Genomic DNA, 23,552 nt, shown 5'->3' on the forward strand with positions numbered 1-23,552 from the left:
AAATCCGGCCCGTTTTTCCACAAAATTTAGAAAAAGTGCGCAGGGGTATTGACAAGGGGGTACCGGCTGTCGTATATTTGTCCTGCAATTCACAGCGAGCCGTCGACGGCACCGGAATTATCAACAATGAGGAACTGCTCTGTTCCAACAGATTGTGAATTGTTCTCACCAATTATCAACAGGTTTTCAACCAATTTATCGACAAATTGGATCTCCTTGTACTTTTGTGCCAAAAGTACCAAAACCACCGGCGTAAGACGCCGGATTGAAGGGCTTCGGCCGTATTTTACACATCAGTACCCGATCTCCGCCACCACTCTTCCTGAAACTCGTCTCTCAGATGAACACCGGGAAAGACGGCACAAAGCCCGCGCGAAAATCGTCTCAATTTTCCCTTTTTCTAAAAATCCCATTATGCAATTCACACAAATTCCTCAACAGTATGCCCCGCTCGGCGGAGAACTCCGCTACGCCGTCGGGCAGGCGGCGGCCGGGAATATCGACATCCGCATCGTCGAAGCGGCGGCCGAGGCCAAAGCAGTCGCGTTGGCCGACGACACAGGCGGGGTCGGCACATCCGGCATGGCCGGGCAGACCGACGGCCCGGTCGGTGACGGAAATCCCCTGCTGGGCGCAAAGCGGTTCGCAGCGGTGACTGCGGCCGGATTCGACATCGCGCCCTATCTGCGCCGCCGCGTGCAATTCGTCCCGGCAACGGGCGGCACGGGGTTCCGTCCCGCGACGGGCCGGACAGTCACGGCCGTCGTCGAGGCTGCAGCAACGGACGGAGCAGTCGAAGCCGTCTCCCCGGTGCGCACGTTCCGCCCGGGCGACGGAGCTGCCGAAGCGCCCTGTCTGCTGACCTCGATGCCCCTCAGCCGCCTGATCCCCGAGGGAGCGTGCGACGAACTGACGCTGCTGACCGACGGGCCCTGCACCGTGACGGTGACCGCGCTGGCCGGGGACACCGCGACAGCCGAAAGTTACCACGCAACGGAGCCCGGGTTGCATCTCTTCCGTCTCGACCTGCGCGATTTCCCGGGCGCCGAGTCGCTGACAGTGGATGCCGGAGCCTGCGGAACCGTAACTTACTCCGTAATTCCGGCCCGGCAGGAGGCTGTGCGGCTCGCTTGGTGCAGTCGGGCGGGATCGGTCGAGCATTACACCTTTCCCGTCATGCAGACGGCAATCGTCCGGAGCGTCCGGCAGCAGGCATACGGGACGGACGGGCGCACGGTGGCAACGGCGGAGACAGACCGCGAGACAGTGCTCGTATCGGCCTACGAGGGCCGGCAGGTGTTGGAGGCGCTTGCGGAGCTGACGGCGGCACCCGAGGTCTGGATCGCCAGAGGCGACGTATACACCCCGGTGGACATTGCCACCGACGAAGCCGTCATACAGCGCCACGGCACGCTGAGCTGTCTGGAAATCGCCGTTCGTCCCAAACGCAAAACCCGCACGTCATGGAACTGAGAATCGACGGACAGCCCTGCGACCTGAGCAAGAAAGCCATCGCCGTACCCGGTTACGACGCCGCGAAACTGGCCGACCCGGAGGCCTGCCGCGAAGGGCGGTCGCTGAAAATCACAATCCCCGCGACACGTCGCAACGACGCCGTGGTGGCCTTTGCCGGGGACCCGCACGCCGCCGGGCGGTTCAACGAAGCACTCCACACGGCGGAACTGACGGCGGAGGGATCGGTGCTGATCGGCGGGACGGTGCGCCTGCTGGCGACATCGGAGACGGGCTACACGCTCGAAATCCGCGACGGAGGGGTCGGCTGGGCCGAGAACGCCGCCCGCAGGATGTTTTCGGCTCTGGGCGTGGCGTGGCAGGCGGAGCTGACGCCGACGACCATCTTCGAAAGCTGGACGGATGCCTCGCCCGTGAAGTTCTTCCCCATTCACCGCGACGAATACGAACAGCAGAACAGTTCACAGGACCTGCTTCCGGCCGAACGGCTCCTCTCGGTGGACGACTACCACCCCTTTCTGCACATCGCCACCCTCGTCGGGCTGATTTTCCGCGAAGCCGGTTACGACGTGAAGAGCCGCTTTCTGGAATCGGCGTTTTTCCGCTCGCTCTACATGAGCGGGGCCTACTCGTCGCGCGACACCACGGCGGCGGCCAACCGCATGGGATTCGCGGCCCGGAGGCTGGCCCCGGCGACGGCGGCGGCCAACGAGCTGGGACGCGTCTCGGCCAATCCCAAGGCGATAGCCAACACGGTGGGCAACATCGTCGAGACGGCCATACCGCAGAGCGTCGATGCGGACGGCGAGGCCGTCAGCGGGCTCTGCAACAACGGCAACTGCTTCTCGACGGAGAACGGGAAGATCGTCTTCACGCCGCCCGCGGAGATCTGCGTCGGGTTCGAATACTACCTGAAATACACCTCGGAGCACCGCATCGTTTCGCGCACGCGGCTCAAAGGGTTCGACACCATCTACCTCGGGCCGGGGTCGGAGTTCCGGTTCGAACTGGCCAACCGATACGAGGACCTCCGCGGGACGATCGTGCCGAACTTCACCTACCGGGCGCTGGTCTTCGACCACATAGCAGGGGTGCAGTACCGCCTGACCTACACCCGCAACGGAGCGGCAGGCACGGTGTGGACCGATTTCGCAGCCCGTTCGGCGCAGGTCACGACCCCGGCCTCGGGGACGGTCGCCGATCCGGTGCTGCTCGTCCGCAGCGGTTCGCAGTGGGTGCCCTATGCCGGGGACTGGGCGCTCTACAACGGCTATGTCGGCGAGACGGGTGAAACGACCGTCGAGGTGCGGCTCCGCACGGCTGCCGAGAGCGTCTCGCCGCAGTCGCCCAAATACTTCAACCTGATCTACTTCGCGGGGGCCGAGGAGGGGATGAAGCTGACACTGCACAAGGAGTGCTCGCTGCGTCCGCGATTCCTCGCAGGGCCCGGATTCGGGTCGCGGATCGCCTTCGCCGACGTGGCGCAGCACCGCATCCGGCAGGCGGAACTGCTCGAAGCGCTGGGGCACCTCTTCAACCTGCGGTTCTACACCGAAGAGGCGACCCGAACGGTGTGGATCGAACCCGAAGGGGAGTTCTTCGGGGCGGGACCCGAGGTGGACTGGAGCCGCAGGACCGATTTCTCACAGCCGGTCGAGCGGCGGGAGATCGCCCCGGAGATTCACGAGGTGCGGACATGGCGCTATCAAGACGGCGACGGGGCCGTGACGCGCTTCGACGCCGGGGAGGAATCGCCGCTGGGGTCGTGGAGCTTCGACGCCGAATCCTACGCCGCCCTGCAGGGCGAAAAGGTGCTGAGAAACCCGCTGTTCGCCCCCTCGCTCAACGCCGCAGGGCACTACCTCAACGCCCCGTCGGCGTTGATCCTCCGGGTCGGCGACCGCGACGGCGCGGAGGAGGACGGCACCAACTTCACACCCCGCATCGTCCGTTACGCCGGGATGCATCCGCTGCCTGCGGGCGAACGGTGGGGATATCCCTCGGGGCGGGCCGAGTATCCGTTAGCGGCGTTCCACCTCGCCGGGGACGAGGGGTTCACGCTCTGTTTCGAGGACCGCGACGGGCAGGCGGGACTGCACCGTTACTACGACCGTCAAGTCCAGCGGGAAGCTTCCCGCGAGCGCATCACCCTCTCGCTGCGGTTGGCGCCCCACGAGTTCGAAGCCCTCTTTTCGCCCGGCACGGGAGCCCCGGACATCCGTTCGGTCTTCCGCATCGACACCGGGGCAGGCGTGGTGCGGGCCGCGCTGCACGCCGTCGGCGACTACGACCCCGAAAAAGCCTCGGTGCGCTGTACGTTCAATCGGTTAACAGAGGACTGATGACCCGGCACGACGAAATGCTGGCCCAAACGGCCCTCCGCGAAGTGCGGGGACTCGAAACGGCGAAGGCCGTGCGGCGGTTGTTCGAACTGGGACTCATCAGCCGCCGGGGGTGCGAACGGCGGGCAATCCGCGACGAGGTGCAGCGCCTCGAACGGGAGGGAGTGCCCCGCTGCGAAGCGCTGGAGGCCGCGGCCGGGAAATACTGCTGCTCCTACGAAAAGGCGCGCAACGCATTTTACACCTATTACAAACACAAATCATGAAATCGGAAATCCAAATCAAAAATTCAGCCGAGGTCTGCCAGATCGACATCGAAGGGACTATCGGCATCCCCGAGGAGTGGCAGTTCGACGACCCCGAAGCCCGGGTGGCGACCTACGAACGCTTCCGCAGCGCCCTGCGGGGCATCGCCGGGATCGAAGCCCCGGAGGTGGTGGTCAACATCCGCTCGACGGGCGGCGACGTGAACGACGCACTGCTGATTCACGATGCGCTCAGCCAGCTTCCGGCGCGCATCACCACCCGCTGTTACGGCTACACGGCTTCGGCCGCGACGATCATCGCACAGGCGGCCTCGGAGGGGCGACGCGAAATCTCGGCAAACGCCCTCTACCTGATCCACACGGCGGTCTGCGCGACCGAGGGCAACGCCGCGGAGCTTGCCGGGAAACTCGATCTCCTGCACCAGACCGACAGCCGCATCGCCTCGGTCTACGCCGCCCGTTCGGGACGCCCGGCCGCGGAATTCGAGGCTCTGATGGCCGAGAACAACGGCAACGGCCGCTGGCTCTCGCCCGAAGAGGCCGTCGCGGCAGGGCTCGCCGACAAGGTCGTCGAAGCAGCGGAACGCCCGGCACCCTCGCTGGCGAAGAACATCGTCCGGGGCTGGGAACGTCTGCTCGCCGGTATCGGCCTGCGGCCCGGGGCGGGAAAGCCCGCCGACCGCAACGTCCTCCACTTCGGCGAGGAAGTGCGGGCCCTGCAACGGCATTCGTCCGTTGCGGCAGACGAGGCCCGGCAGCGCGTCAGGGCGACCGTCACGCAGCCCCGCGAGGACCCCTCCTACGGCGACACGGTCCGCTCGGCCAACGAGCGCGCCTATGCCGAGGACGCAAAGCGTTTCCGCGGATAAAAACGAAGAATCAAAATTGCCGGAGAAGAAGCCTCCCCTTACTAAAAAGAGGTCAGGCAACACCCGTCCCCGACGGCAAAACCAAACAATCAAATCAAACAAACAATTAAAAAAATCATCACCATGACCTATCTCGAAAATTCGAAACAGTACACCGGCACCGATCTCGAAAACATCTTCTTCCGCCCGATGCTGACCGGAGAGTCAGCGCAGGAACTCGGCGTGCGCGTACTCTACAACATGCCCCAGCCCACGCACATCCAACTCTGGGACGGACAGCGCAACATCCTCCAGAAATTCACCTCTGCGGGCTGGACGGGAGGCGCCCCGGCGACCAAAAAGGAGAAGACCGTCAACCTCAGCCGCGTGAAGGCCGAACTGGGATTCTCCGCCGCAGACTACTTCTCGATGGTCTACGAAAAGATCACGGCGCTGGCCAACGTCAACATGGACGACCTCTCGGGCACCGACCTCGAACAGGCCGAAACGATGCTCTTCAGGCAGGCTCTCGCCGAGAACATCCGTGCCACGATGTGGGTCGGCAACACGGCCGGCGCATCGGGCTACAACACCTTCGACGGCTTCCTGAAGACGATCACCACCCAAGTCAGCGACGAGGCCATCTACAACTTCACCTATCAGGAGGCATCGCTCGCCGACCCGGCCTATGTCGTGGAGTTGTTCGACAAGCTGTGGAACAAGGCCGACCTGCGCGTTCAGGACCTCAAGGCCGACGGACAACTGGCGTTCTTCGTCACCTCCGATCTCTGCCACCTCTACGAGAAATACCTCGATTCGAAGGGCGCCGACGCCGCCTACACCGATGCGGTGAACGGCCGCCGGACACTCGCCTATCACGGGATTCCGGTCATCGACCTCCGGCTGGGCGGCTACCTCGCGGGAACCTCCTACCACCAGTCGTTCGGCATGCTGACCGACCGCCGCAACCTCGTGCTGGCGGTCAACACGTCCGACATGCCCGGCAACGAGGTGCGTATGTGGTACAACCCCGACGAGATGGAGAACCGCCAGCGCGCGGTCTTCATGGCCGGAAGCCAGATCCTCGACGCATCCCTGATCACCTACGCCTACAAACAGTAACCCAACCCGGGACCGCGCACCCGCAGGGATTTTCCTGCGGGCCGCGGCCTCCAAACCCGAAAAACGCCATGAGCAAAGCGAAAAAAATCAAAACCGCCGTGGGGGTAGCCAACCGCACCGACCCCTACTTCGCGCTGGGAACGGCGCGGGTCGAGAGCGACCGATTCTGGCGCTGGGGCGACGACAACCTCTTCCCGGCGGCGCTGGCCCTGATGGCCCGCCGCTCGACGACCCACCGCCGCATCATCAACGACAAGGCCGACTACATCTCGGGCAAGGGATTCACCTGCGACGAAACCCGGGAGCCGCTGCTGGCGGCGTTCGTCCGCCGCGTCAACGGCAGCGGCGAGAGCCTGAGGCAGGTGCTCAACAAGCTGGCCTTCGACAAGTCGCTGTTCGGCAACGCCTTCCTCGAAATAGTCACCGACGAGGAGCACGCCTTCCTGTCGTTCTACCATCAGGACGCCTCGCGCTGCCGCGTGGCCCGCGACTCGGAGCACATCCTGCTGCACCACGACTGGGCGGCGTTCAAACCCGCCGAAGCACGGTCGCTGCCCCTCTATCCGCAGTTCGAGCGGCAGGAGGACGGCTCCCTGCGGTCGATCGTCCACTACAAGGATTACGAACCGATGTTCGAACACTACGGCGTGCCGCCCTACATCGCGGGCTTCAGCGTCTCGGCCATCGCGTGGAAAACCGACCGCTGGAACATCTCGCGGCTGGACAACTCGTTCCAGTTGTCGGGTGTGATGATGCTCGACTCGTCGGCGGACAACGAAGCCGAGGCCGAACGCATCGTGCGCCTCGCCGAGCAGAAGTTCGCCGGGAACCCCGGGCAGGTGATGTTCGTCATCCGCGACGGGGGCGACGACGACCATTCGCGCTTCATCCCCATCACGGCGCAGAACGAAGGCGACTGGCAGGCGCTGCACGAACAGGCCGTCGGGGACATCGTCGTGGCCCACTCGTGGTTCCGGACCCTGAGCGGACTGGACTACGCCTCGGGATTCAGCGCCGAGCGCATCCTCCACGAATACGAGGTGGCGCTCAACACGGTGATCCTCGCCGAGCAGGCCGAACTCACCGAGCCGATCCGCGCCGTCATAGGCTCGGTGCTGGGATTCGACACGGCGTCGCTGCAGGTCGTCAACCGGCCCCCGACGCGTTCGAAACCCATCTACATGAAGGTCTGGGAGGCCCGCAAGGCCGACGGGCTGGACTACGATCCGGAGGACCCGAAACAGCAGGCTTTCCTCTCGGAAATAACGAAATACAATATTAAAAGTATCGACTAACCCGATCTCCCGTTTCACTTCCGCAGGTTTTATTCGCGGCGTACCGCCGCGTTTACAAGTCTGACCCTCCCCTAAATCCCCTCCTCGGAGGGGACTTATCGCATGCGACCGAAATTTCTCAAATCCATTCCCTATGAAAACATTAATCACACCCCTGCAGGTCCTGCGCCTCGCGTTCGGCGACGGGGAACAACTGCCGCCGGAGACCATTGCCGAAGCCGACATCGCCGGGGCCGAACAACGCCACATCGTCCCCGTCGTGGGGCGGACCCTTTACGAAAAGCTCCTCGCAGGCTCCTATCCCGACTTCCGGACCGAATACCTCGCGGCCCCGGCAGCCCTGTTCACCCGCCTCGCCATCCAGCCGCGGCTCGATGTCCGCACCGGACCATGCGGCACGTCGGCCCCGAAATCGGCCTACGGCCAGCCCGCCGGAGAAACGGCACTCCGCACCCTGCGGCAAGGTCTGCAAACGCAGGCCCGGACGCTGCTGCGCCGCGCCGCGGAACATCTTCACGCACACCGGGACGAATTCCCGGAATACGACCCCGAAAACGACATCCTCAACCGCTGCACGACCGATGGAGGCTTTGTTCAGGTTCGTTAGCGGCGCAGCGGCGGGGATCGCCGCCCTGTTCGCCCCGATCGGGCCGCTGGTAGCCACCACTGTGGTCTTCATCGGCATCGATTTCCTCTCGGGTGTGGCCGCCGATCGCACCTCTGCCCGCCGCGAGGGCCGTGCGTGGTACTTCGAAAGCTGCAAGGCATGGCGCACGGTGGTCAAACTCACGCTGGCGGTCACGGCGATCGCCATGGCATGGCTGATCGACACCTGCGTGCTGGATTTCATGCAGTTGAACGTAGCGAAACTCCTCACGGGATTCACCTGCGGGGTGGAACTGTGGTCGTTCCTCGAAAATGCCGCTCAACTCTCCGACGCCCCGCTGTTCCGCTGGCTGCGCCGCTATGTCCACCGCCGCATCCAAAAGGAGGCAGGCGATGAGTAGGGGGCTGTCGAACTGTAATCCGGGGAACATCCGCCAGTCGGGAGTGCGTTACAAAGGCGAGGTGCGGCCCTCGCGCGACCCGGCCTTCAAGCAGTTCGAGTCGCTGGCATGGGGTTACCGGGCGGTCTTCATGCTGCTGCACACCTACCGGGTGCGGCACGGATTGCGGACCATCCGGGAGATGATTTCGCGCTGGGCCCCGCCCTCGGAGAACCACACCGAGGCCTACATCCGCGCCGTGTCTGCCGACACGGGAATCGGTCCCGACGAGGTGCTGGACACGCTCGACCCGGCGGTGATGGTTCCCGTCGCGGCGGCCATCTCCCGCGTAGAGAACGGCGCAACGGCCGACCCGGATGAAATAAGGCGTGGATGGAAACTGTTCTCGACCTAAAAAGGGGCTGTCATTACGACAGCCCCTTTTACACATTCTCCGAATCAGGTTAAACCTTGAGCTTCACCCCTCCGCGGCCCAGTAACCAAACGGCCCAAATAAGCAACAGGGCATAGAGGAACGAGTTGACAAGACCCAGAACTCCGACCGAAAACTCGGGACGCAACAGCGGATCGGAAAAGATCAGGTTCTTCAGCGGATTCCACGCATAAGCCACCACATAGCACGACAGCGCCGCCGTACCGGCCGGCTTTACCCAAGCAAACCAACGGGTGCGCCCCCGGACATCGGTCAGGTAGTAGAGTAAGGCGAAGAGCGGGAAAAAGATCGCGCAGCAGTAGAAATACCAAGTCGGCGTAGCAGCGAGTTTGGAAACAATCCAGAAACGGTGGGCAATAAGCCCTGCAACGAGCATCCCCGCACCGATGAACAGGGAAATCCAATAGAAACGGGATGGAGTCCGGATATCAGCATAGCGTTCGAGCAGCAGCGAAAGCAGCACCCCCGTACTGCCGAAGGCAAAAATCGTCAACTGATTGGGCAGAAGCCCCCCGGGGATCAATCCTGACGCCTGCATCACAGCTCCCGTCACGACTAACGCAACAACAGCAACATTCGCTGCCAAACGCTTGCCGATTGCCAGAAACATCAATGCGCAGAAGAGGTAGGTCCACCCGATACGTCCCAGAATGCCCCACCACCGGACGGAAAACCCCGAACCGTCGCTACCCCGGAAGATCACCGCCAGCCAGACCAGCAGCGCCACACCCACAAGTTGCAACAGCAGAATACCCCGCTTTTGCCAGACATTCCCGGCCTTCGGATAGACATTCCACACCAGAAAGAACCCCAAGACCATGAGCATTGCGTAATTCCCACGGGAAAGGCCCGTGCCGGCAGCCGAGAAGGCATCTCCGAAATTGACCGTCAGCAAACCCATAACCACCAGAGCAAAGGCTCGCGTGAAAATATGCCATACGATCTTCACCGTCGAATCGCCTTTGGCCCGACGGCCGGCGACCGCCAACGGAACCGAAGCCCCCATGATGAAGAGAAACGCCGGGAAAATCGTATCCGAGAAGCCCAGCATGTCTTCGCCGCGGGCCGCATGCTGCAACCAGTGCGGCACTTCGCTCAGGCTCCAGAAGGAGTTCACCCACAGCATGAAGAACATCGTCAGTCCACGAAAGACATCGATAGCGGCTATTCTGTTACGTCGTTCGACCATGGTTTCGGCGGTTTACTTTATGTCAGCCACGCTCTTGATCGCACGCAGCAGCGAAAGCGGATTGTCATAGGGCATATCCTGCGAAAGCTCCCAGATCGTAAGTCCCGCATAGCCGTTATCCAATACATACTGCGTCTTCTCCTGCATCAGATCGACACCGTTGAAGGCATAGCCTCCGTAGGCATTCGAAGAGGCCGTGATCGCACCACCCGCCATGGCACAAAGCGTATTGTAAGACTGTGTTACGACCGGCGACACGCTTTTGTTTCCTCCATAGAAAGGTACGCCGACAATGATCTTCGAATTGGGCACGCCTTTGGCCGCATAGCCGGCAAGCGACTCTTTCAGGACACGCATCGGCGCATGGGGATAACCCTCCTCTTCGGTACCATAAGTATCGTAGATCATCACGTTGATATGGTCGACGTAATCGACGATCCGGCCGCCCATCGATTGTCCGCGCGTACTGGAAGAAAGCGCCGCTGTCAGTTGACGCACCTTTGTGCCGGCGGGAAGTTCGGCCATCCGCGCCCGAATCTGTTGCAGCAGGTCAACCATATCGTCCTCGGGGACATGCAGAAACGGTTCTACCGACCAATCGGTTTCCCAATCGACGTCGATCCCGTCGAAACCGCGTTCATGCGCATATCCGACGACCGCCTTGGCAAAAGCGGCCCGTTTAGCCGGATCGGTTCCCATACGGTACATGTTGCCAGCCGTAGCACCGCCGCCCACAACAAGGAAGGCCTCCTGTGAGGCAGTCATAGCCGCGCGAATCGTGTTCTGCTGCCGCTCACGCTCGGGATTGACGTACCATACGCCCTGAGCATCAGGCGAAATGCCGAAACAATAGATGCGCGTCGGATATTTCAGATAGGGATAATCGGCCGGCGACGCCGACGAAATGCGCCCGGCGTTGGAGTAACCGGCGACGATGCACCGCGAGACGGACGGCTTCGGCCCGTCGGGCTCCTCGCCGGAAGAGGAGGAGCACGAAGAGCAGGAGGCGAGCGACATGAGTGTCAGCGGAAACAGGAAATACGAAAAAAAGGCGTTTTTCATAATCGGATGCTTATTTCAAAAATTCGATATCGTCGAAATAGACCGTACGGTTATCGGTCGCGGGATCGCCCGTGTAGATGAAATTGGAATGGTCCCAGTTCGACAGCGGCCGAAACTGGAGCTCAACAGCGGCCCCGAGGTTCGTACTCAGATCGTAGACCAGCACGTTCCAGTCGTCCGTTCGCACGATCTTCCGCCACTCCTCCTGCGATTCGTAAGTCTCGCCGTTGACCGTAACGGGCAGGGCGTAATCGGTGAAATAGATGTAGGGATAGTAGAGGTTCGTACCGAGGTAAATCTTCACACGCAGAGTCGAATACTGTTCGGGGTTGGAGACGTCCGATAACAGGAGTTTGAACATACCCGAGGTGGTCCAGCCACCCAGTTTATTCATCAATACCGCAGCGCTCGCGTTCGTTGCGGTTTTGAAGGGATTTTCCACCAACGACAACGCCTTGTTGCTGTCCTCGATATCGGCCGGAAGAGCTGCAAGGCCCTCGAAATCGGCGAACAGGTACGTCGCTTCGACCGTCCATGAAGCCGTCACGGTCTCCTGTTCGGTATTTCTGCCCTCGTAAGCGACCGCATAGGTGCCGGGATGCGTGAAAGTGTATTCGAACATCGCGTCGTCGGAGACCTTCGCGCCGTCGACCGTCCAGACATGTACGAGTCCGTCCCCGCCATATTTCACGTCGGTCCCGATCTTCACGGAGGAGCCCGTTTCACAGCGGATCGACGTCTTCGGCGCAGGCGAGAATTCGATCGTCAGCGGCATTTCGACCTCGGCCACCTGAATCGTCCAGCTCTTCGCAGCGGTCATCTTATAAGCATTGGCTCCCGCATAGGCAAGCGTAAAGGTCCCGGCATCCATGAACGTATAGGTGAAATCGGCCGTCTCGGAAACGACTGCGCCGTCGATGCTCCAAGAGTGCTTCACCTCCTTGTCGCCACCCACCACGGTTGCCGTAATATGTACCTCGTCGCCCTGATCGCAGGAGAGCGCATTTCCAGATTCAGAGAATTCCACCTCCAGCGGAATCCCGTTGACTTTCACCTTATAGACTTTCGCGATACGCCCTCCGCCGTTGTACACTTCGCAGCGCACGGTATAAAGCCCCACTTGGGCGAATGTGTAGGCCATCGTCGGCGTGGAAGCGGCCACGACACCGTTCACATACCAAATGCAGTCGGCTTCCTCATCGTTTTCGACGACGGCTTTGAACGTGATTTCCTCCTCCACATCCACTTCCATTTCGGCATCCGTCACGGGAAACGAAACGACGGGCGGCGCCACCGTCGCCGTCTTGTCATCGCTGCAACTTCCGAACATAACGAAAATTCCGGGCAGCAATACCCACAGCGCTCTTTTCAATACATGTTTCATAGTCGGTAAATTTTACAAGATAGGTTTCAATTTTGAATGAAAATATGCTTCGCATAGTTGAATCCGCACAGATCGTAGATCCTGCGCAGCGACTGCATGCGCCGTACGAAATCGTCGTAATCCTTCCGGTCGTACGACCACCCGTTCTCGGCCATTGCAGCCATACGCGGCAGCACCATGTACTCGACATGCGGCATGGTAGAGATATATTCCGTCCAGAGATTGGCCTGCACGCCCAGAATCGCCCGGCGTTCCCCGGCATTGAGCTGGTCGTAAGGATCGTATCCATACACCTTGGAAACAGGGACATAGCCGCCGATGGCGAAAGGTTCGTTCGCCGTATCCTCTGACTGATAATAGTCCAGATAACTGAATTTCGACGGCACCATGATAACCTTGTTGCCCCGTTTGGCGGCTTCGATACCTGCCTGCGGGCTTTTCCACGACATCACGGTCGCCGTCGGCGATACACCCCCTTCGAGAATCTCTTCCCAGCCGATGATCCGGCGGCCCCGGCTGTTGACGAAACGTTCGATGCGCTTCATAAAGTAGCTTTGCAGTTCGTGCTCATCCTTAAGTCCCTCTTCGGCGATCCGCTTCTGGCAGGCCGGACACGCTTTCCAGCGCGTTTTCGGGCACTCGTCGCCGCCGATATGAATATACCCCGAAGGGAAGAGCGCGATCACCTCGTCGAGCACGCCCTCCATGAACTCGAAGACCCGGTCGTTCCCGGCGCAGAAGACATCGTCGAAAACGCCCCACGTCGGGGACACGGCATATCCCTCGCCGCGGCATCCCAATTCGGGATAAGCGGCCAGCGCGGCCAGCGCATGCCCCGGCATCTCGATCTCGGGAATGACGTCGATATAGCGGTCGGCGGCATAACGAAGCACTTCGCGCACATCGTCCGCCGTATAGAACATCCCCTCGCCATAAGGCTTTCCGTCATATTCCTTACTGGTCCGGGCATGCCCGACGACAGTCTGGGCACGCACGGTACCGATCTCGGTAAGCCGCGGATATTTACCGATCGCCAGCCGCCAACCCTGATCATCGGTCAGATGCCAATGAAACGTATTGACCTTATGCAGCGAAAGGATGTCGATATAACGCTTCACCTCCTCCACGCTGCGGAAATGACGGCAGACGTCGAGCATCATACCCCGATAGGCAAAAAAGGGCTTATCCTCGATCCGAAGCGAAGGAATCACCGTTCCGCCCTCCCCGGTGCAGCAGGCAGCGATCTGACGCAGCGTCTGCATGGCATGGAACGCCCCGCGAGGCGATCCGGCCGTAAGGTCGATGCGCTGTCCTGAAACCTCGATGCGATACTCTTCTTCGGCGAGTTTTCCATCGAGAGAGATATTGACAGCACCCTTTTTCGCCTTTGCACAGACCACCTCGGGTTTAAAAGAGACGATCCGTTCGAGCTGACCGGCGAAAATTCCGGCCGGAGAGAGCAGCTCGGAAACTGCGACCCGCAGCGTAAGCGGGTCGGAAAGGCGAAACTCTTCGCGGTCCGAAACCTCCATAAAGAGCGGCCGGGGTACGACGTCGATCTGCTTTGCGGCAGTGCCGCCAACGGCTGCCAACAAAGCGACAGCGGTTGCAAGAATGGTTTTCTTCATCTTATCGGATGTTGTTTGTCAGTCGTTCGTAAAGTGATTTCATCTTCACCGAACGCATGGTGTTTATATACTCTATTTCATGCGTTTTGAGGTAACCGCCGTTGAGCCGCGCAAAGCGACGATCCAGCGTGCGTGCTTCGGCGAGCAGCGTTTTCAGTCCAGACAGCAGCTCCGGAATCCCGGACCGATCGAAGGACGCCGACTGGTAACGGGCCTCGACCGCCTTGAAATGCAGGTAATTGATCCGGATATCGAGCATCAGCAGATAATGCGCCACCTGTTCTGCATTTTTACGGGGTTTGAGCAACGCCAATTCACCGCGCATGCGTACACACTCATCAATCACCTCCTGCAGATCGCGCCCGGAAGTATCCTTTGCTCCGGAAGCCGAAACCGTTATGCTCTCCTGCGGCATCGAGAAATAACGCCACAATACACCGGCCTCCGTTTCGTTAAGGCCCAGCTCCGTCAGGGCGTAGCGCCGCACAAACGCCTCCGGTTTGAACGGCGCATCGATCACGAACGCCTCGCAGCAGGCCGCCTCCAAAATCCGGAACGCCGACATGGGGTAAACCAGTCGAACGGGCTGCATCGAGAGGATCTCGTGTCCGTTATCGAACCAATAGCCGTAAGTGCCGCTCGTAGACCACGAAGTCTCGATCATACCTCCATAATCATGCTCACGCGCATACCCGACAAAAACAGCCAGATTGTCGAAATGCTTTTTCCACTGTGTCAGATAGAGGTTATCCGGTCCGGAGCGCAATGCCGGCGCTCCCCATAATTTTACGCCGCGGGAGAGAAGATTGTCCAGCTTGCCGAAACGGTCCGGTTCCCAGCCGTAGTTCCAGTCCACGAAGATCAGGTCGTCGGGCAACTCGTCGAGTGCTTCGGGGTATTTGAGGATAATGTCGGCCCAGATAACGGGTGTCTTGCCCAGACGGTGCACGATCTCGCACATCGCCTTGACATAGTCCACGAACAAACGGGACTTGCCTTCCCGGTCGGCCGCGGCGCGGCAATTCCCGCACAGACCGAGCAGATAGGTTTCGTCGGCGCCGATATGGAAATATTTCGACGGATGGAGTGCCGCCACTTCTGCAAACAACTCCGAGAAACAGGCTGTCGCCTCCTCGATTTTCAACGGACAGACCTGCGAAGGGTCTTTGGCATCCTCCCGCAGAGCGCGGTACCGCTCATGCTGCAGGATGTATTCACAATGTCCGAAGCAATTCTGCAACGGAATGACCTCGATGCCCCGTCCGCCGCAATAGTCGATGAACGAAATCACCTCCTCGCGGGTAAAAGCGGATGCATTCGACAGCGTGGCATGTTTATCGAAAGGAAAGGTAGCCTCCCACTCCATGACAAGCGTGTTGATCCCCCGTTCGGAAATCCGGTCTACAAAACGTTTCATTGCATCGAGCGTCATCACCTCGGTACGGAAATCGAGGTGGAAGGCCCGGATAGGGAAATTCCCGGTCCGGGCATCACAGGTTCCGATGCCCGCAAAAAGCATCAGCAACCCCGCGACAAGATTCGAAAAGCGGTATCTCATGGCAGCATTTTCAGATTTTGATGTAAATTTTCCGGCGGTACAACACCAATCCGAGGCTCCAAACCAGCAAAATGAAGCACAACGAATAGACCAGCGACCCCGAAGCGTCGCCGAACAACGGGTCGATCAGCGTCGTATAGAACCAGCTCTTAATTGAAAGGGCGCCCAACGTAACCGACAGGACCCAAGCAGCGACATAGAGGAACAACGGGTTGACACCGAATACCCGGAAAAACCCGGTCCACCGCACCTGTTTGTGCAGGTCGATCACCCAGCACAACAGCCCCAGCAGCAGCGATGCGAATCCCGAAGTGGCCAGTGCGAACGAACTGCTCCAAATCTTTTTGTTGAACGGATCGCCGTATTGCAGCAGCAGCCCCGTAAAGAGCAGCGCCGTTCCGAATGCGAACAGACGGCCGAAACGCATCGGGGCATCCTCTTTCGCAAGCAGTATCCGCCCGGCGGCGCATCCCAGCAGGAACTGCGCGATCCGCGGCAAGGTGCTCAACAGCCCCTCGGGTTCGAAAGCCAGCCGGGTACCGTCGGGCAACCACTCCTTGTAAAGATGGCTTTCGCCCAAAACGGCACGGTCTACCACCGCGATGATGTTGTCGGCCGAAAGTGAATAGCCATTACCCGTCTGAAGCAGCACCAGATAGAGGAGCAGCAATCCTCCGGCGGCAACAATCAGATGCCGGAAACGCAGACAGAGCAATGCCGTGGAACCAAACAGGTAAACCAGCGCCAGACCCTGCAGCACACCCAGAATCCGAAACGTCCGGAACGGGAAAACCGTTTCGAACCAAGTTGCGCCGGCAGGTGTCTGCCCCGACAGGAAATTCGCTGTCCCGTAACCAAAATAACTGATCTCCTGCAACAGCAATCCTACGCCGAAGATAATCACGCTGCGGCGCAGTATCCGGGAAAAAGCCCCTCTGTTAACCCCTTCATAACGCTTCGAAAGGGAAAAGAAAGCCGATACCCCCATGATGAAGACGAAAAACGGATAGATCAAGTCGGTCGGCGTCATCCCGTGCCAGAAGGCATGTTGCAACGGAGCATAGGCTTTACCCCACACAGCCGGATTATTCACCAGAATCATGGCGGCGATTGTCATACCACGCATGACATCGAGCGATAGCAGTCTTTCGGATTTCATCATTTTTTCCATTGGTCGGCAAAAATCCCGGATTCCGGAGGTTAGCCTCCGGAATCCGGACAGGGTTAATTGGCTGCGGTCACAGTAAGCGTATAGCGCATCGAAATAGCCCGTGCACCGCGCACCGCCTCGAAACGCAGTGCGAAAGTACCCGGTTGGGTAAAGGTGTAGACCAGATCCTTCGAATTGCCGATGGCCTGTTCATCAAGCAACCATGTGCACTCCACCGAACCGTCGTTCGGAGAAACTATCAGACTCAGTTTGAACTCCTGCCCGACAACTGCGGTCAACGATTCGGCGGTCTGGTCGTAAATGTAGAGTTCATCGTCCGCAAAAGGCGGATTACCCTCATCCTCGCTACAAGCAAAACAAGCGAGCCCGGCCAGTAGAAGCAATATATATTTCAACATTTTCATAATCTTTTCGTTTTTCGGGTTAAACAGTTACTGTGCATTCTGCACATCCCACCATACGGGCACCGTCCAGTCATCCGAACCACCCATACGGTCAACGGCCTCCTGCCAGTTGACAGTGTTCTTACTCTGCTCCTCGATCGGATAGGTCAGACGCAGCGGACGCAATCCGTTCGACTGGTTTTCTGACGGATAACGATTATACCATTTGCAATAGGCCGTAGGCATACCGTTCGTACGGCGCAGATTCGACCACGCTTCAATAGGATCCATGAAGTGGAGAATCCAGATTTGCTTGTTGATCTCCTCAAGCGCCCGGGTACCGCCCGCCGCCACTTCCGGAAGCAGGTAGGTCGTCATATAATCCTGTATCTCCTCATCCGAAGGCATGTCGGCGGCGCTCACCCCGAACAGCGAGAACTGCTTCACGGCCGCTTCGTAGCCCTTGGCAAAACGCGATTCGGCCGTTTCGGTGTCGATTCCCCAGCCCCGAATGGTCGTCTCGGCCAACAGGAACTGCGTTTCGGCATAGCTCATGTGAATCCACGGGCTGTCCACGGCCATGATGGTCCGCGAAGGCGAAAGACGGTACATAGCATGGGGCACCGTATAGCTGCCGATCGCACGCTTCAGTTCGGCACGCTCCTCCTCGGTCATCCACGTTGCGGCATCGACCATAGCGGACGTAATGCCCTGAGCCCAGACGCTGCGCGTCTTCGCCGCACCCTGATAACCGTTCTCTCCGGGCCCTTGATTACCGCCGCCATAGGTGAAATCCTGAGCGGGCAACGTGAGATAACCGCCGATATTGATGTAGCCGTCGACAGTCGCGCTCAAATCAGCAGGCCCCTGATTGCCGGCATATCCGGCATTGAACTTACGCATCAGCTCGGTTACCTCGACCGCATCGCCCCAAGCAGGAAGTCCCGCACCCGAAGTCGTCACATAAACACCGGCAATAAGCAACAGACGAGGGTCGAGCGCCAAATAACGCCGATAGGGAGGCGTCGTATATTGCTGGGGGTCCATCGCGCAGAGAGACTTGAAGAATTCCGTTGTCATCTTGTACTGCGTAATACCGAGACCCGTATTACCCGTCACCTGCAGAATGATGTCCGCATAACCGTTACCGGCGCCGAGCGTCTCATAGTCTTCGGCATGCTTGACCGCTGCAATGTCGGCATTCGAGGTCATCACCCCGGCCTCAAACGCTTCCCGGGCTTTCTGCTGGGCCACATCGGGCTTCACCTTGATCAGACGCATCGCTATGCGCAGTTTGAGCGAAGCGGCAAAACGCTTCCATTTCTCCACATCGCCTGCGAAATAACAATCTGTCGAAGGCGACGACTTCGAGGCGTCGAACTGCGCGATGGCCGCATCCAACCGTTCGAAAAAGTCATTATAAATGGCCTCCTGACGGTCGTATTTGGGCGATAAGATCGACTGGTAATAGCCCTGTCCGCCTTCAAAATAGGGAACGTCGCCATAGCAATCGGTCAGCTTGAGAAAGGTCTCCACACGCAACACTTTGGCAATTGCGCTGTAATTGACCATCTCGGGATCATTATCCGCGATATTCTCGAGCGCCACGACATTTTTCACGGCCTCGGGGTAGAACAGGTCCTGCCACAGACGTGCGAAATAGCCGTTGTTGCGGATACCCTTGCCGCCGTATTCGACATTTCCCCACGAGCCGCTCCAGTGGTTGACCCATTCGCCGGGATAAGTAAAGAACCGCGCCGCATTCTGACGCCCCATCGAGTGAGACATCTGAATGGTCGGAACCAGCAGCGAGGGATCGATGGTTCCGTTGGCTTTCGTCGGATTGATATTCAGTTCGGTCAGGTCGCTGCAACTGCTGGCGACAACCGCAAGTGCAGACAACAGGTATATTGATAGTTTTTTCATGGTCGGAAAATCGTTTAGAATTTAACTTTGATACCGAAACCGAAGGTTCTTCTCGAAGGCAGCGAACCGTACTCGAAACCCTGACCGTTTCCGTTGTAGTAAGAAGACTCGGGGTCTATGTTCTTCACGTTCGTATAGAGAATACACAGGTTGCGGGCAAAGGCTGTCAGTTGCACGCCGGCGATAGGCGTCTTGCGCAGCCAGCGTTTCGGGAAATCGAACGAAAACGCCAGCTCGCGGAACTTGACATACGACGCGTCGATGATGAACGGCTCGGGCGAGACGTCTTGGAAAGCCTGCCAGTAGGACTGCGGATTGACGTAAATGTCATTTTCGGCATAGATCGGATTGCCCTGATCATCCGTCCCGGTTATTTTCACACCGTCCACCAGATAACCGCCCGTAGCTTTCCAATCGGCAGGAGAACCGGCAGCACGTTTGGCCTGTTCGGAACGATACCAGCCGTCACGACCTTTAAGCGTCTCTTTCGCGGTACCGTTGTAATAGGACTGCATCATCGACATCGAGTACATATCGGCACCGAACTTGGCATCGAAGAGCATGCGCAGGTTCAGATTTTTCCAAGTGAAGTTGTGCGACCAGCCGAGCGTATGGGCGTAAGTGCCCTTGCCGAGCACCGAAACGTTGGTATCGAAGGTCGGCAGGCCCTTTTCATCCACGATCACGCGGCCGTCGGGCGTGCGCTTCTGCGCCTGACCCACGATCACGCCATAGGGCTGATTCTCCATAGCATAGATGTAGGCGTTGGCCCAGCGTGCAGCAGTCAGTTCGTAGGACGGGACGTCGGGATGCAACGAAAGCACCTTGTTATCGTTCGTGGCATAGGTGAAAGTCGTCTCCCACTGGAATGACTTGACTTTCATAGGAATACCTGTTACAGCCAACTCGATACCGCGGTTACGGATCTCGCCGGCATTGATCAGCGCCCGTGTAAAGCTCGAACTCGAAGAGATCGGCAGGCTCATGATCTGATCCTTGGTCGTCTGCTGGTAAAGCGTCAGATCAAAACTCAGCCGGCTCTGGAAGAAACGGACGTCGAGGCCGACTTCCATCGAGTAACTGGCCGTAGGTTTCAGGTCATAATAGGGAATCACAGTACTGGACACCTCGCCCAACGACTGTCCGTTGAGTTTGAAACCCTTCGTACCGAAGTCGAGATAGAGCTGGTAAGGATCGGTGTCGCCGCCGACATTGGCCCACGAAGCACGCAGTTTTCCGAACGAGAACCAGTCGCCGTGATTGAAAAGGCTCGAGAAAATCAGGCTGCCCGAAACTGACGGATACCAATAGGAGCGATTCTCCGGACTGAGCGTCGACGAAACGTCGTTGCGAATCGTGGCGTCGAGGTAAGCCCACCCCTTATATCCGAGGCTCACGGAACCGAACATCGAACGCACCTCCTTTTTATAAAGGCCATGCGTAGTGTTGATGCGCTCAAAGGCGTTGATATCGTCCACACCCGGCATCACCTGCTTGAGGCCCTCGGTAGTAAACTGTTCGTTTTTGTTCCGCCAAAGGCTTCCGCCGATAAAGGCGTTGATATCAAAATCGCCGTATTTTTTCGCAAAGGTCAGCGTCGCTTCGAGGTTCGTCTGCGTGACGTTCATGACACGTTCGTTGATGGCACCCTCGACCTGTCGTGGCGTCGAAATAGGCGAAAAAGTAGTAGCCCGGAAGTTGTAGGTATCCAGTCCGCCGCGCCCCGCCAGCTTCAGCCACGGGGTGATGTCCCACGAAATACGCGCATTGCCCATCAGTCGGGAACGGTTCGATTCGTTACGCATCTCGTTGATGACCCAATAAGGGTTGAATCGATAGTCGCTGCCATTCCACTGATAATAATTCCCGTTCTCGTCCTTGTAGGAATCAGCCAGCCAGTTCTGGTCGAAGTTCGGAGCAATACCGATCAGCGCGTTGCCGATGTTGCTGGCGTTGTCGGTCAGCGCCGGACGGTTCTGCACGTCCTCGTAGATATACGAAGCCGAAGCGTCTACCGAAATCGTCTTACCCAGCTTCGTCGTACCGCGCATGGTGATATTCGTGCGGTTGAACTCCGACTTGGGAACGATATCCTTGTTGCGCATGTCGGTCACGGCAAAACGGAACGAAGTCTTTTCGGTCGCATTGGAGAGCGACACCGAGTTCTGAGCGGTGAAACCCGTATCGAAGAACGACAACACATTATTGTTCACGTTGCCGTAAGGCTTCCATTCGCCGTTATAGATTTGAATCATGATATTCGGATCGAGCTTACCGCCCCATGCAACCTGTGTCGTACCACGACCGTCGGAATCGGTGAGGGGAATGGTACCATTACGCCCCTGACCGTAGACGCGCTGGTAATCGTCGAACTTCGACAGCAGCGTCGTGAAGCTGATATTCGACGACACCTCGATACCGAGCGATTCCTTGCGGGCCGAACCGGATTTGGTCGTGATCATCACGACACCGTTCGAGGCCATCGAACCGTAAAGCGCCGACGCAGAGGGCCCTTTCAGGATCGTAACGTTCTCTATATCCTCGGGATTGATCGACGACATGACGTCGCCGAAGTCGAAACCCGAACCGCCCCACTTGCCGTCAGCACCTTGTAACTGCGAATTATCGACCGGCATCCCGTCGACGACATAGAGCGGCAGGTTCGAACCCGAAAGCTGGGAGTTACCGCGAATCAGCACGCGCGACGATCCCGTCGGACCGGCCGTCGTCGTCGAAATGTCGACTCCGGCGACTTTTCCGATCATCGCCTGCATGATGTTCGACTCGCGCCCCGCCGTCAGGTCTTCCTTGCCCACCGACGACACGGCGTAACCCAAAGCCTTGGCCTCGCGTTTGATGCCGAGGGCCGTGACGACGACTTCGCCCACGGAAACAGCCTCCTCCTTGAGTACGATCTCGAGGTTGGTCTTGCCGCCGACGGGAACCGACTGCGTAGCCATACCGATAAACGATACCTGCAGGGTGGCGTTCTTGTCGGACACGCTGAGCGTGAACCGACCTTTCGAATCGGTTGTTGCACCACGAGTCGTCCCTTCCTGAATGACCGTGGCCCCGACGATCGGTTGCTTCGCCTCATTCGTTACGATACCCGTAACGGTAACATTTTGCTGAGCCACTGCCGCGGAGCAGCAGAGGACCGACAGGATCAGCACGGATAAAAACCGCGCCAATCCGCCGCAAATCTGTAATTGTAATGGTCTTAGCATATCATTTGAATTAAGTTAGTAAGGTTTTCTTCTATCACTGTCCGAATACGGGGATATCCTCTTTCACAATTTGCGAAGTACCTCCGTTCTCGGAAAACTGCCGGAGATAGGATTTAAAGAAGCGGTAATTCCCTGCCGCGCAGAACTCCTTCTCCGAACCGTTGCGGTATTCGTCCAAAAACAATCCGAAGCCCGACCATACGGTCTGCATGTACCCCTTGAAACGCGCCGACATATATTTTGAAGAGTGCCTGCGGAAGCGGAGCATGTCATCGAGCTGCATCCGCGTAATATCGGGACGCTCCCAGCCGCAGGTGATGACATCGAATCCCTTGATGGCGAAATAGACGGCCGACTGCTCCGCATCGCGGTAATGCCAATCGCACATCATAACACTCCGGTCGATCCGGTCGATCGCACGATGGGTGTTGCCGATACTGGCCGACCACTCGCCGTAACCGCTCGCATCGCGCCGTCCGTCGATCAGCCGGTCGGCCCACATCCAAAGGCGCACCCCCTTCCGACGCAGATGGCCGGCAATCCGGTTTACCTCCCCGGCGAAGACTTCCGCGGGGTCCAGCCCGCCGCAGCGCGGACAATTCGGATCGGCCAGATCGAACACTTCGTCAAGTCCGGCATGGAAATCCGTCGCGCCGAAAGCCTCCACGACTTCGTCCACGCAGTCGAACACGACGGCATGCACTTCGGGATGGTTCGGGCAGTAACTCTTACAATAAAGACGGTCCGGATTGGGCCAAACATAGTTTTCCGGAAGTTTTACATGAGGTTTCTCATCGAATTGCGGATAAACCTGCAACAACCTGCCGGCTGTACCGTGCCACGACTGATGACCCAGCAAATTGATCAACGGCACAAGTGTCACCCCCTTCTCACGACACAATGCAGACAAACGCTCCGCCAGAGAGCGGTTCCATCCATCGGGATCGGCCAATTCAGGACGCGATTCAAAATCGTAAGCCCAATTCACCCGGATTACCAGTGTATTGATCCCTGCAGGAATCAGATCGTTCTCTACGAAATCGAGAAACGCATCGGCCTGTTTTACAGAAGGAAGAGCAATAGAGAATGCCCGAACAGGAAAACCGTTATCGAGCACAGAACGGTTTACAAAAACCGAATCATCCGACCGGGGGGGGGAAATTCCCTCCCCGGCGGCGGTTGCCGTAAGGACACAGCCAAATAATAGCAGAACAGCTAAGATACGCATTGGTTTCATC

19 protein-coding genes are annotated in these 23,552 nt (G+C 58.7%); 9 read left to right on the plus strand and 10 right to left on the minus strand.

Annotation, left to right across the window (positions count from 1 at the left end):
• Positions 1 to 414 precede the first annotated feature (414 nt).
• The 9 genes from BN5935_RS04435 (at position 415) to BN5935_RS04475 (ending at position 8,747) form a co-directional block, all read left to right on the plus strand.
• Positions 415 to 1,473 (plus strand): hypothetical protein, encoded by a 1,059-nt coding sequence (locus BN5935_RS04435; RefSeq protein WP_064975045.1) that lies wholly within the window; start codon positions 415 to 417, stop codon positions 1,471 to 1,473.
• Positions 1,464 to 3,815, plus strand: a complete 2,352-nt coding sequence (locus BN5935_RS04440; RefSeq protein ID WP_064975046.1) for a hypothetical protein — start codon at positions 1,464 to 1,466, stop codon at positions 3,813 to 3,815. Before BN5935_RS04435 ends, BN5935_RS04440 begins: the two co-directional genes overlap by 10 nt.
• Complete coding sequence (locus tag BN5935_RS04445; protein ID WP_064975047.1) at positions 3,815 to 4,081, plus strand: hypothetical protein; 267 nt, start codon at positions 3,815 to 3,817, stop codon at positions 4,079 to 4,081. Before BN5935_RS04440 ends, BN5935_RS04445 begins: the two co-directional genes overlap by 1 nt.
• A complete protein-coding gene (locus BN5935_RS04450) occupies positions 4,078 to 4,950 on the plus strand; it encodes a Clp protease ClpP (protein WP_064975048.1) in 873 nt (290 codons plus the stop codon). The genes BN5935_RS04445 and BN5935_RS04450 overlap by 4 nt, the downstream gene beginning before the upstream one ends.
• 123 nt (positions 4,951 to 5,073) lie before the next feature.
• The gene (locus BN5935_RS04455; protein ID WP_064975049.1) at positions 5,074 to 6,051 is read left to right on the plus strand and encodes a hypothetical protein; all 978 of its coding nucleotides are present in this window, start codon (positions 5,074 to 5,076) and stop codon (positions 6,049 to 6,051) included.
• A 68-nt stretch (positions 6,052 to 6,119) separates the two neighbouring features.
• Positions 6,120 to 7,346, plus strand: coding sequence for a phage portal family protein (locus BN5935_RS04460; RefSeq protein WP_064975050.1), 1,227 nt, complete (start codon positions 6,120 to 6,122; stop codon positions 7,344 to 7,346).
• Between the two features lie 133 nt (positions 7,347 to 7,479).
• Complete coding sequence (locus tag BN5935_RS04465) at positions 7,480 to 7,953, plus strand: DUF6712 family protein (protein WP_064975051.1); 474 nt, start codon at positions 7,480 to 7,482, stop codon at positions 7,951 to 7,953.
• Complete coding sequence (locus BN5935_RS04470; RefSeq protein WP_064975052.1) at positions 7,928 to 8,353, plus strand: phage holin family protein; 426 nt, start codon at positions 7,928 to 7,930, stop codon at positions 8,351 to 8,353. Before BN5935_RS04465 ends, BN5935_RS04470 begins: the two co-directional genes overlap by 26 nt.
• On the plus strand, positions 8,346 to 8,747 hold the full coding sequence (locus BN5935_RS04475) for a structural protein P5 (protein WP_064975053.1): 402 nt from the start codon (positions 8,346 to 8,348) through the stop codon (positions 8,745 to 8,747). The genes BN5935_RS04470 and BN5935_RS04475 overlap by 8 nt, the downstream gene beginning before the upstream one ends.
• A 49-nt stretch (positions 8,748 to 8,796) precedes the next feature.
• On the opposite strand, the gene BN5935_RS04480 is transcribed toward BN5935_RS04475, so the two are convergent.
• The 10 genes from BN5935_RS04480 to BN5935_RS04525 all read right to left on the minus strand — a co-directional run bounded on the left by BN5935_RS04480 (position 8,797) and on the right by BN5935_RS04525 (position 23,551).
• Entirely contained in the window at positions 8,797 to 9,975 is a 1,179-nt protein-coding gene (locus tag BN5935_RS04480) for a DUF5009 domain-containing protein (RefSeq protein ID WP_082944028.1), read from the minus strand.
• A gap of 12 nt (positions 9,976 to 9,987) precedes the next feature.
• On the minus strand, positions 9,988 to 11,037 hold the full coding sequence (locus tag BN5935_RS04485; RefSeq protein ID WP_064975055.1) for a glycoside hydrolase family 18 protein: 1,050 nt from the start codon (positions 11,035 to 11,037) through the stop codon (positions 9,988 to 9,990).
• A gap of 10 nt (positions 11,038 to 11,047) precedes the next feature.
• Positions 11,048 to 12,421: a PKD domain-containing protein gene (locus BN5935_RS04490; RefSeq protein WP_064975056.1), complete on the minus strand. Its 1,374-nt coding sequence runs from the start codon at positions 12,419 to 12,421 to the stop codon at positions 11,048 to 11,050.
• A 26-nt stretch (positions 12,422 to 12,447) separates the two neighbouring features.
• A complete protein-coding gene (locus BN5935_RS04495; protein WP_064975057.1) occupies positions 12,448 to 14,049 on the minus strand; it encodes a beta-N-acetylhexosaminidase in 1,602 nt (533 codons plus the stop codon).
• A 1-nt stretch (position 14,050) separates the two neighbouring features.
• Positions 14,051 to 15,607 carry a family 20 glycosylhydrolase gene (locus tag BN5935_RS04500; protein ID WP_064975058.1) on the minus strand — a complete coding sequence of 519 codons (1,557 nt, stop codon included), beginning with the start codon at positions 15,605 to 15,607 and terminating at the stop codon, positions 14,051 to 14,053.
• Between the two features lie 10 nt (positions 15,608 to 15,617).
• Positions 15,618 to 16,766, minus strand: coding sequence for an acyltransferase family protein (locus BN5935_RS04505; RefSeq protein ID WP_082944193.1), 1,149 nt, complete (start codon positions 16,764 to 16,766; stop codon positions 15,618 to 15,620).
• 65 nt (positions 16,767 to 16,831) lie between these two features.
• Entirely contained in the window at positions 16,832 to 17,176 is a 345-nt protein-coding gene (locus tag BN5935_RS04510) for a PKD-like domain-containing protein (RefSeq protein WP_235821009.1), read from the minus strand.
• A gap of 33 nt (positions 17,177 to 17,209) precedes the next feature.
• Positions 17,210 to 19,087 carry a SusD/RagB family nutrient-binding outer membrane lipoprotein gene (locus tag BN5935_RS04515; RefSeq protein WP_082944029.1) on the minus strand — a complete coding sequence of 626 codons (1,878 nt, stop codon included), beginning with the start codon at positions 19,085 to 19,087 and terminating at the stop codon, positions 17,210 to 17,212.
• Between the two features lie 14 nt (positions 19,088 to 19,101).
• On the minus strand, positions 19,102 to 22,314 hold the full coding sequence (locus tag BN5935_RS04520) for a SusC/RagA family TonB-linked outer membrane protein (RefSeq protein WP_235821010.1): 3,213 nt from the start codon (positions 22,312 to 22,314) through the stop codon (positions 19,102 to 19,104).
• A 34-nt stretch (positions 22,315 to 22,348) separates the two neighbouring features.
• On the minus strand, positions 22,349 to 23,551 hold the full coding sequence (locus BN5935_RS04525) for a family 20 glycosylhydrolase (protein WP_235821136.1): 1,203 nt from the start codon (positions 23,549 to 23,551) through the stop codon (positions 22,349 to 22,351).
• Position 23,552: the final 1 nt, after the last annotated feature.

Origin of the sequence: Alistipes provencensis (genome assembly GCF_900083545.1) — a bacterium.
In the GTDB taxonomy this organism is placed as follows: Bacteria; Bacteroidota; Bacteroidia; order Bacteroidales; family Rikenellaceae; genus Alistipes; species Alistipes provencensis.

Bases quoted from the DNA above. Each gene is read 5' to 3' on its own strand.
- BN5935_RS04435 (WP_064975045.1), top strand. From the start codon at position 415: ATGCAATTCACACAAATTCCTCAACAGTATGCCCCGCTCGGCGGAGAA.
- BN5935_RS04440 (WP_064975046.1), top strand. From the start codon at position 1,464: ATGGAACTGAGAATCGACGGACAGCCCTGCGACCTGAGCAAGAAAGCC.
- BN5935_RS04445 (WP_064975047.1), top strand. From the start codon at position 3,815: ATGACCCGGCACGACGAAATGCTGGCCCAAACGGCCCTCCGCGAAGTG.
- BN5935_RS04450 (WP_064975048.1), top strand. From the start codon at position 4,078: ATGAAATCGGAAATCCAAATCAAAAATTCAGCCGAGGTCTGCCAGATC.
- BN5935_RS04455 (WP_064975049.1), top strand. From the start codon at position 5,074: ATGACCTATCTCGAAAATTCGAAACAGTACACCGGCACCGATCTCGAA.
- BN5935_RS04460 (WP_064975050.1), top strand. From the start codon at position 6,120: ATGAGCAAAGCGAAAAAAATCAAAACCGCCGTGGGGGTAGCCAACCGC.
- BN5935_RS04465 (WP_064975051.1), top strand. From the start codon at position 7,480: ATGAAAACATTAATCACACCCCTGCAGGTCCTGCGCCTCGCGTTCGGC.
- BN5935_RS04470 (WP_064975052.1), top strand. From the start codon at position 7,928: ATGGAGGCTTTGTTCAGGTTCGTTAGCGGCGCAGCGGCGGGGATCGCC.
- BN5935_RS04475 (WP_064975053.1), top strand. From the start codon at position 8,346: ATGAGTAGGGGGCTGTCGAACTGTAATCCGGGGAACATCCGCCAGTCG.
- BN5935_RS04480 (WP_082944028.1), bottom strand. From the start codon at position 9,975: ATGGTCGAACGACGTAACAGAATAGCCGCTATCGATGTCTTTCGTGGA.
- BN5935_RS04485 (WP_064975055.1), bottom strand. From the start codon at position 11,037: ATGAAAAACGCCTTTTTTTCGTATTTCCTGTTTCCGCTGACACTCATG.
- BN5935_RS04490 (WP_064975056.1), bottom strand. From the start codon at position 12,421: ATGAAACATGTATTGAAAAGAGCGCTGTGGGTATTGCTGCCCGGAATT.
- BN5935_RS04495 (WP_064975057.1), bottom strand. From the start codon at position 14,049: ATGAAGAAAACCATTCTTGCAACCGCTGTCGCTTTGTTGGCAGCCGTT.
- BN5935_RS04500 (WP_064975058.1), bottom strand. From the start codon at position 15,607: ATGAGATACCGCTTTTCGAATCTTGTCGCGGGGTTGCTGATGCTTTTT.
- BN5935_RS04505 (WP_082944193.1), bottom strand. From the start codon at position 16,766: ATGAAATCCGAAAGACTGCTATCGCTCGATGTCATGCGTGGTATGACA.
- BN5935_RS04510 (WP_235821009.1), bottom strand. From the start codon at position 17,176: ATGTTGAAATATATATTGCTTCTACTGGCCGGGCTCGCTTGTTTTGCT.
- BN5935_RS04515 (WP_082944029.1), bottom strand. From the start codon at position 19,087: ATGAAAAAACTATCAATATACCTGTTGTCTGCACTTGCGGTTGTCGCC.
- BN5935_RS04520 (WP_235821010.1), bottom strand. From the start codon at position 22,314: ATGCTAAGACCATTACAATTACAGATTTGCGGCGGATTGGCGCGGTTT.
- BN5935_RS04525 (WP_235821136.1), bottom strand. From the start codon at position 23,551: ATGAAACCAATGCGTATCTTAGCTGTTCTGCTATTATTTGGCTGTGTC.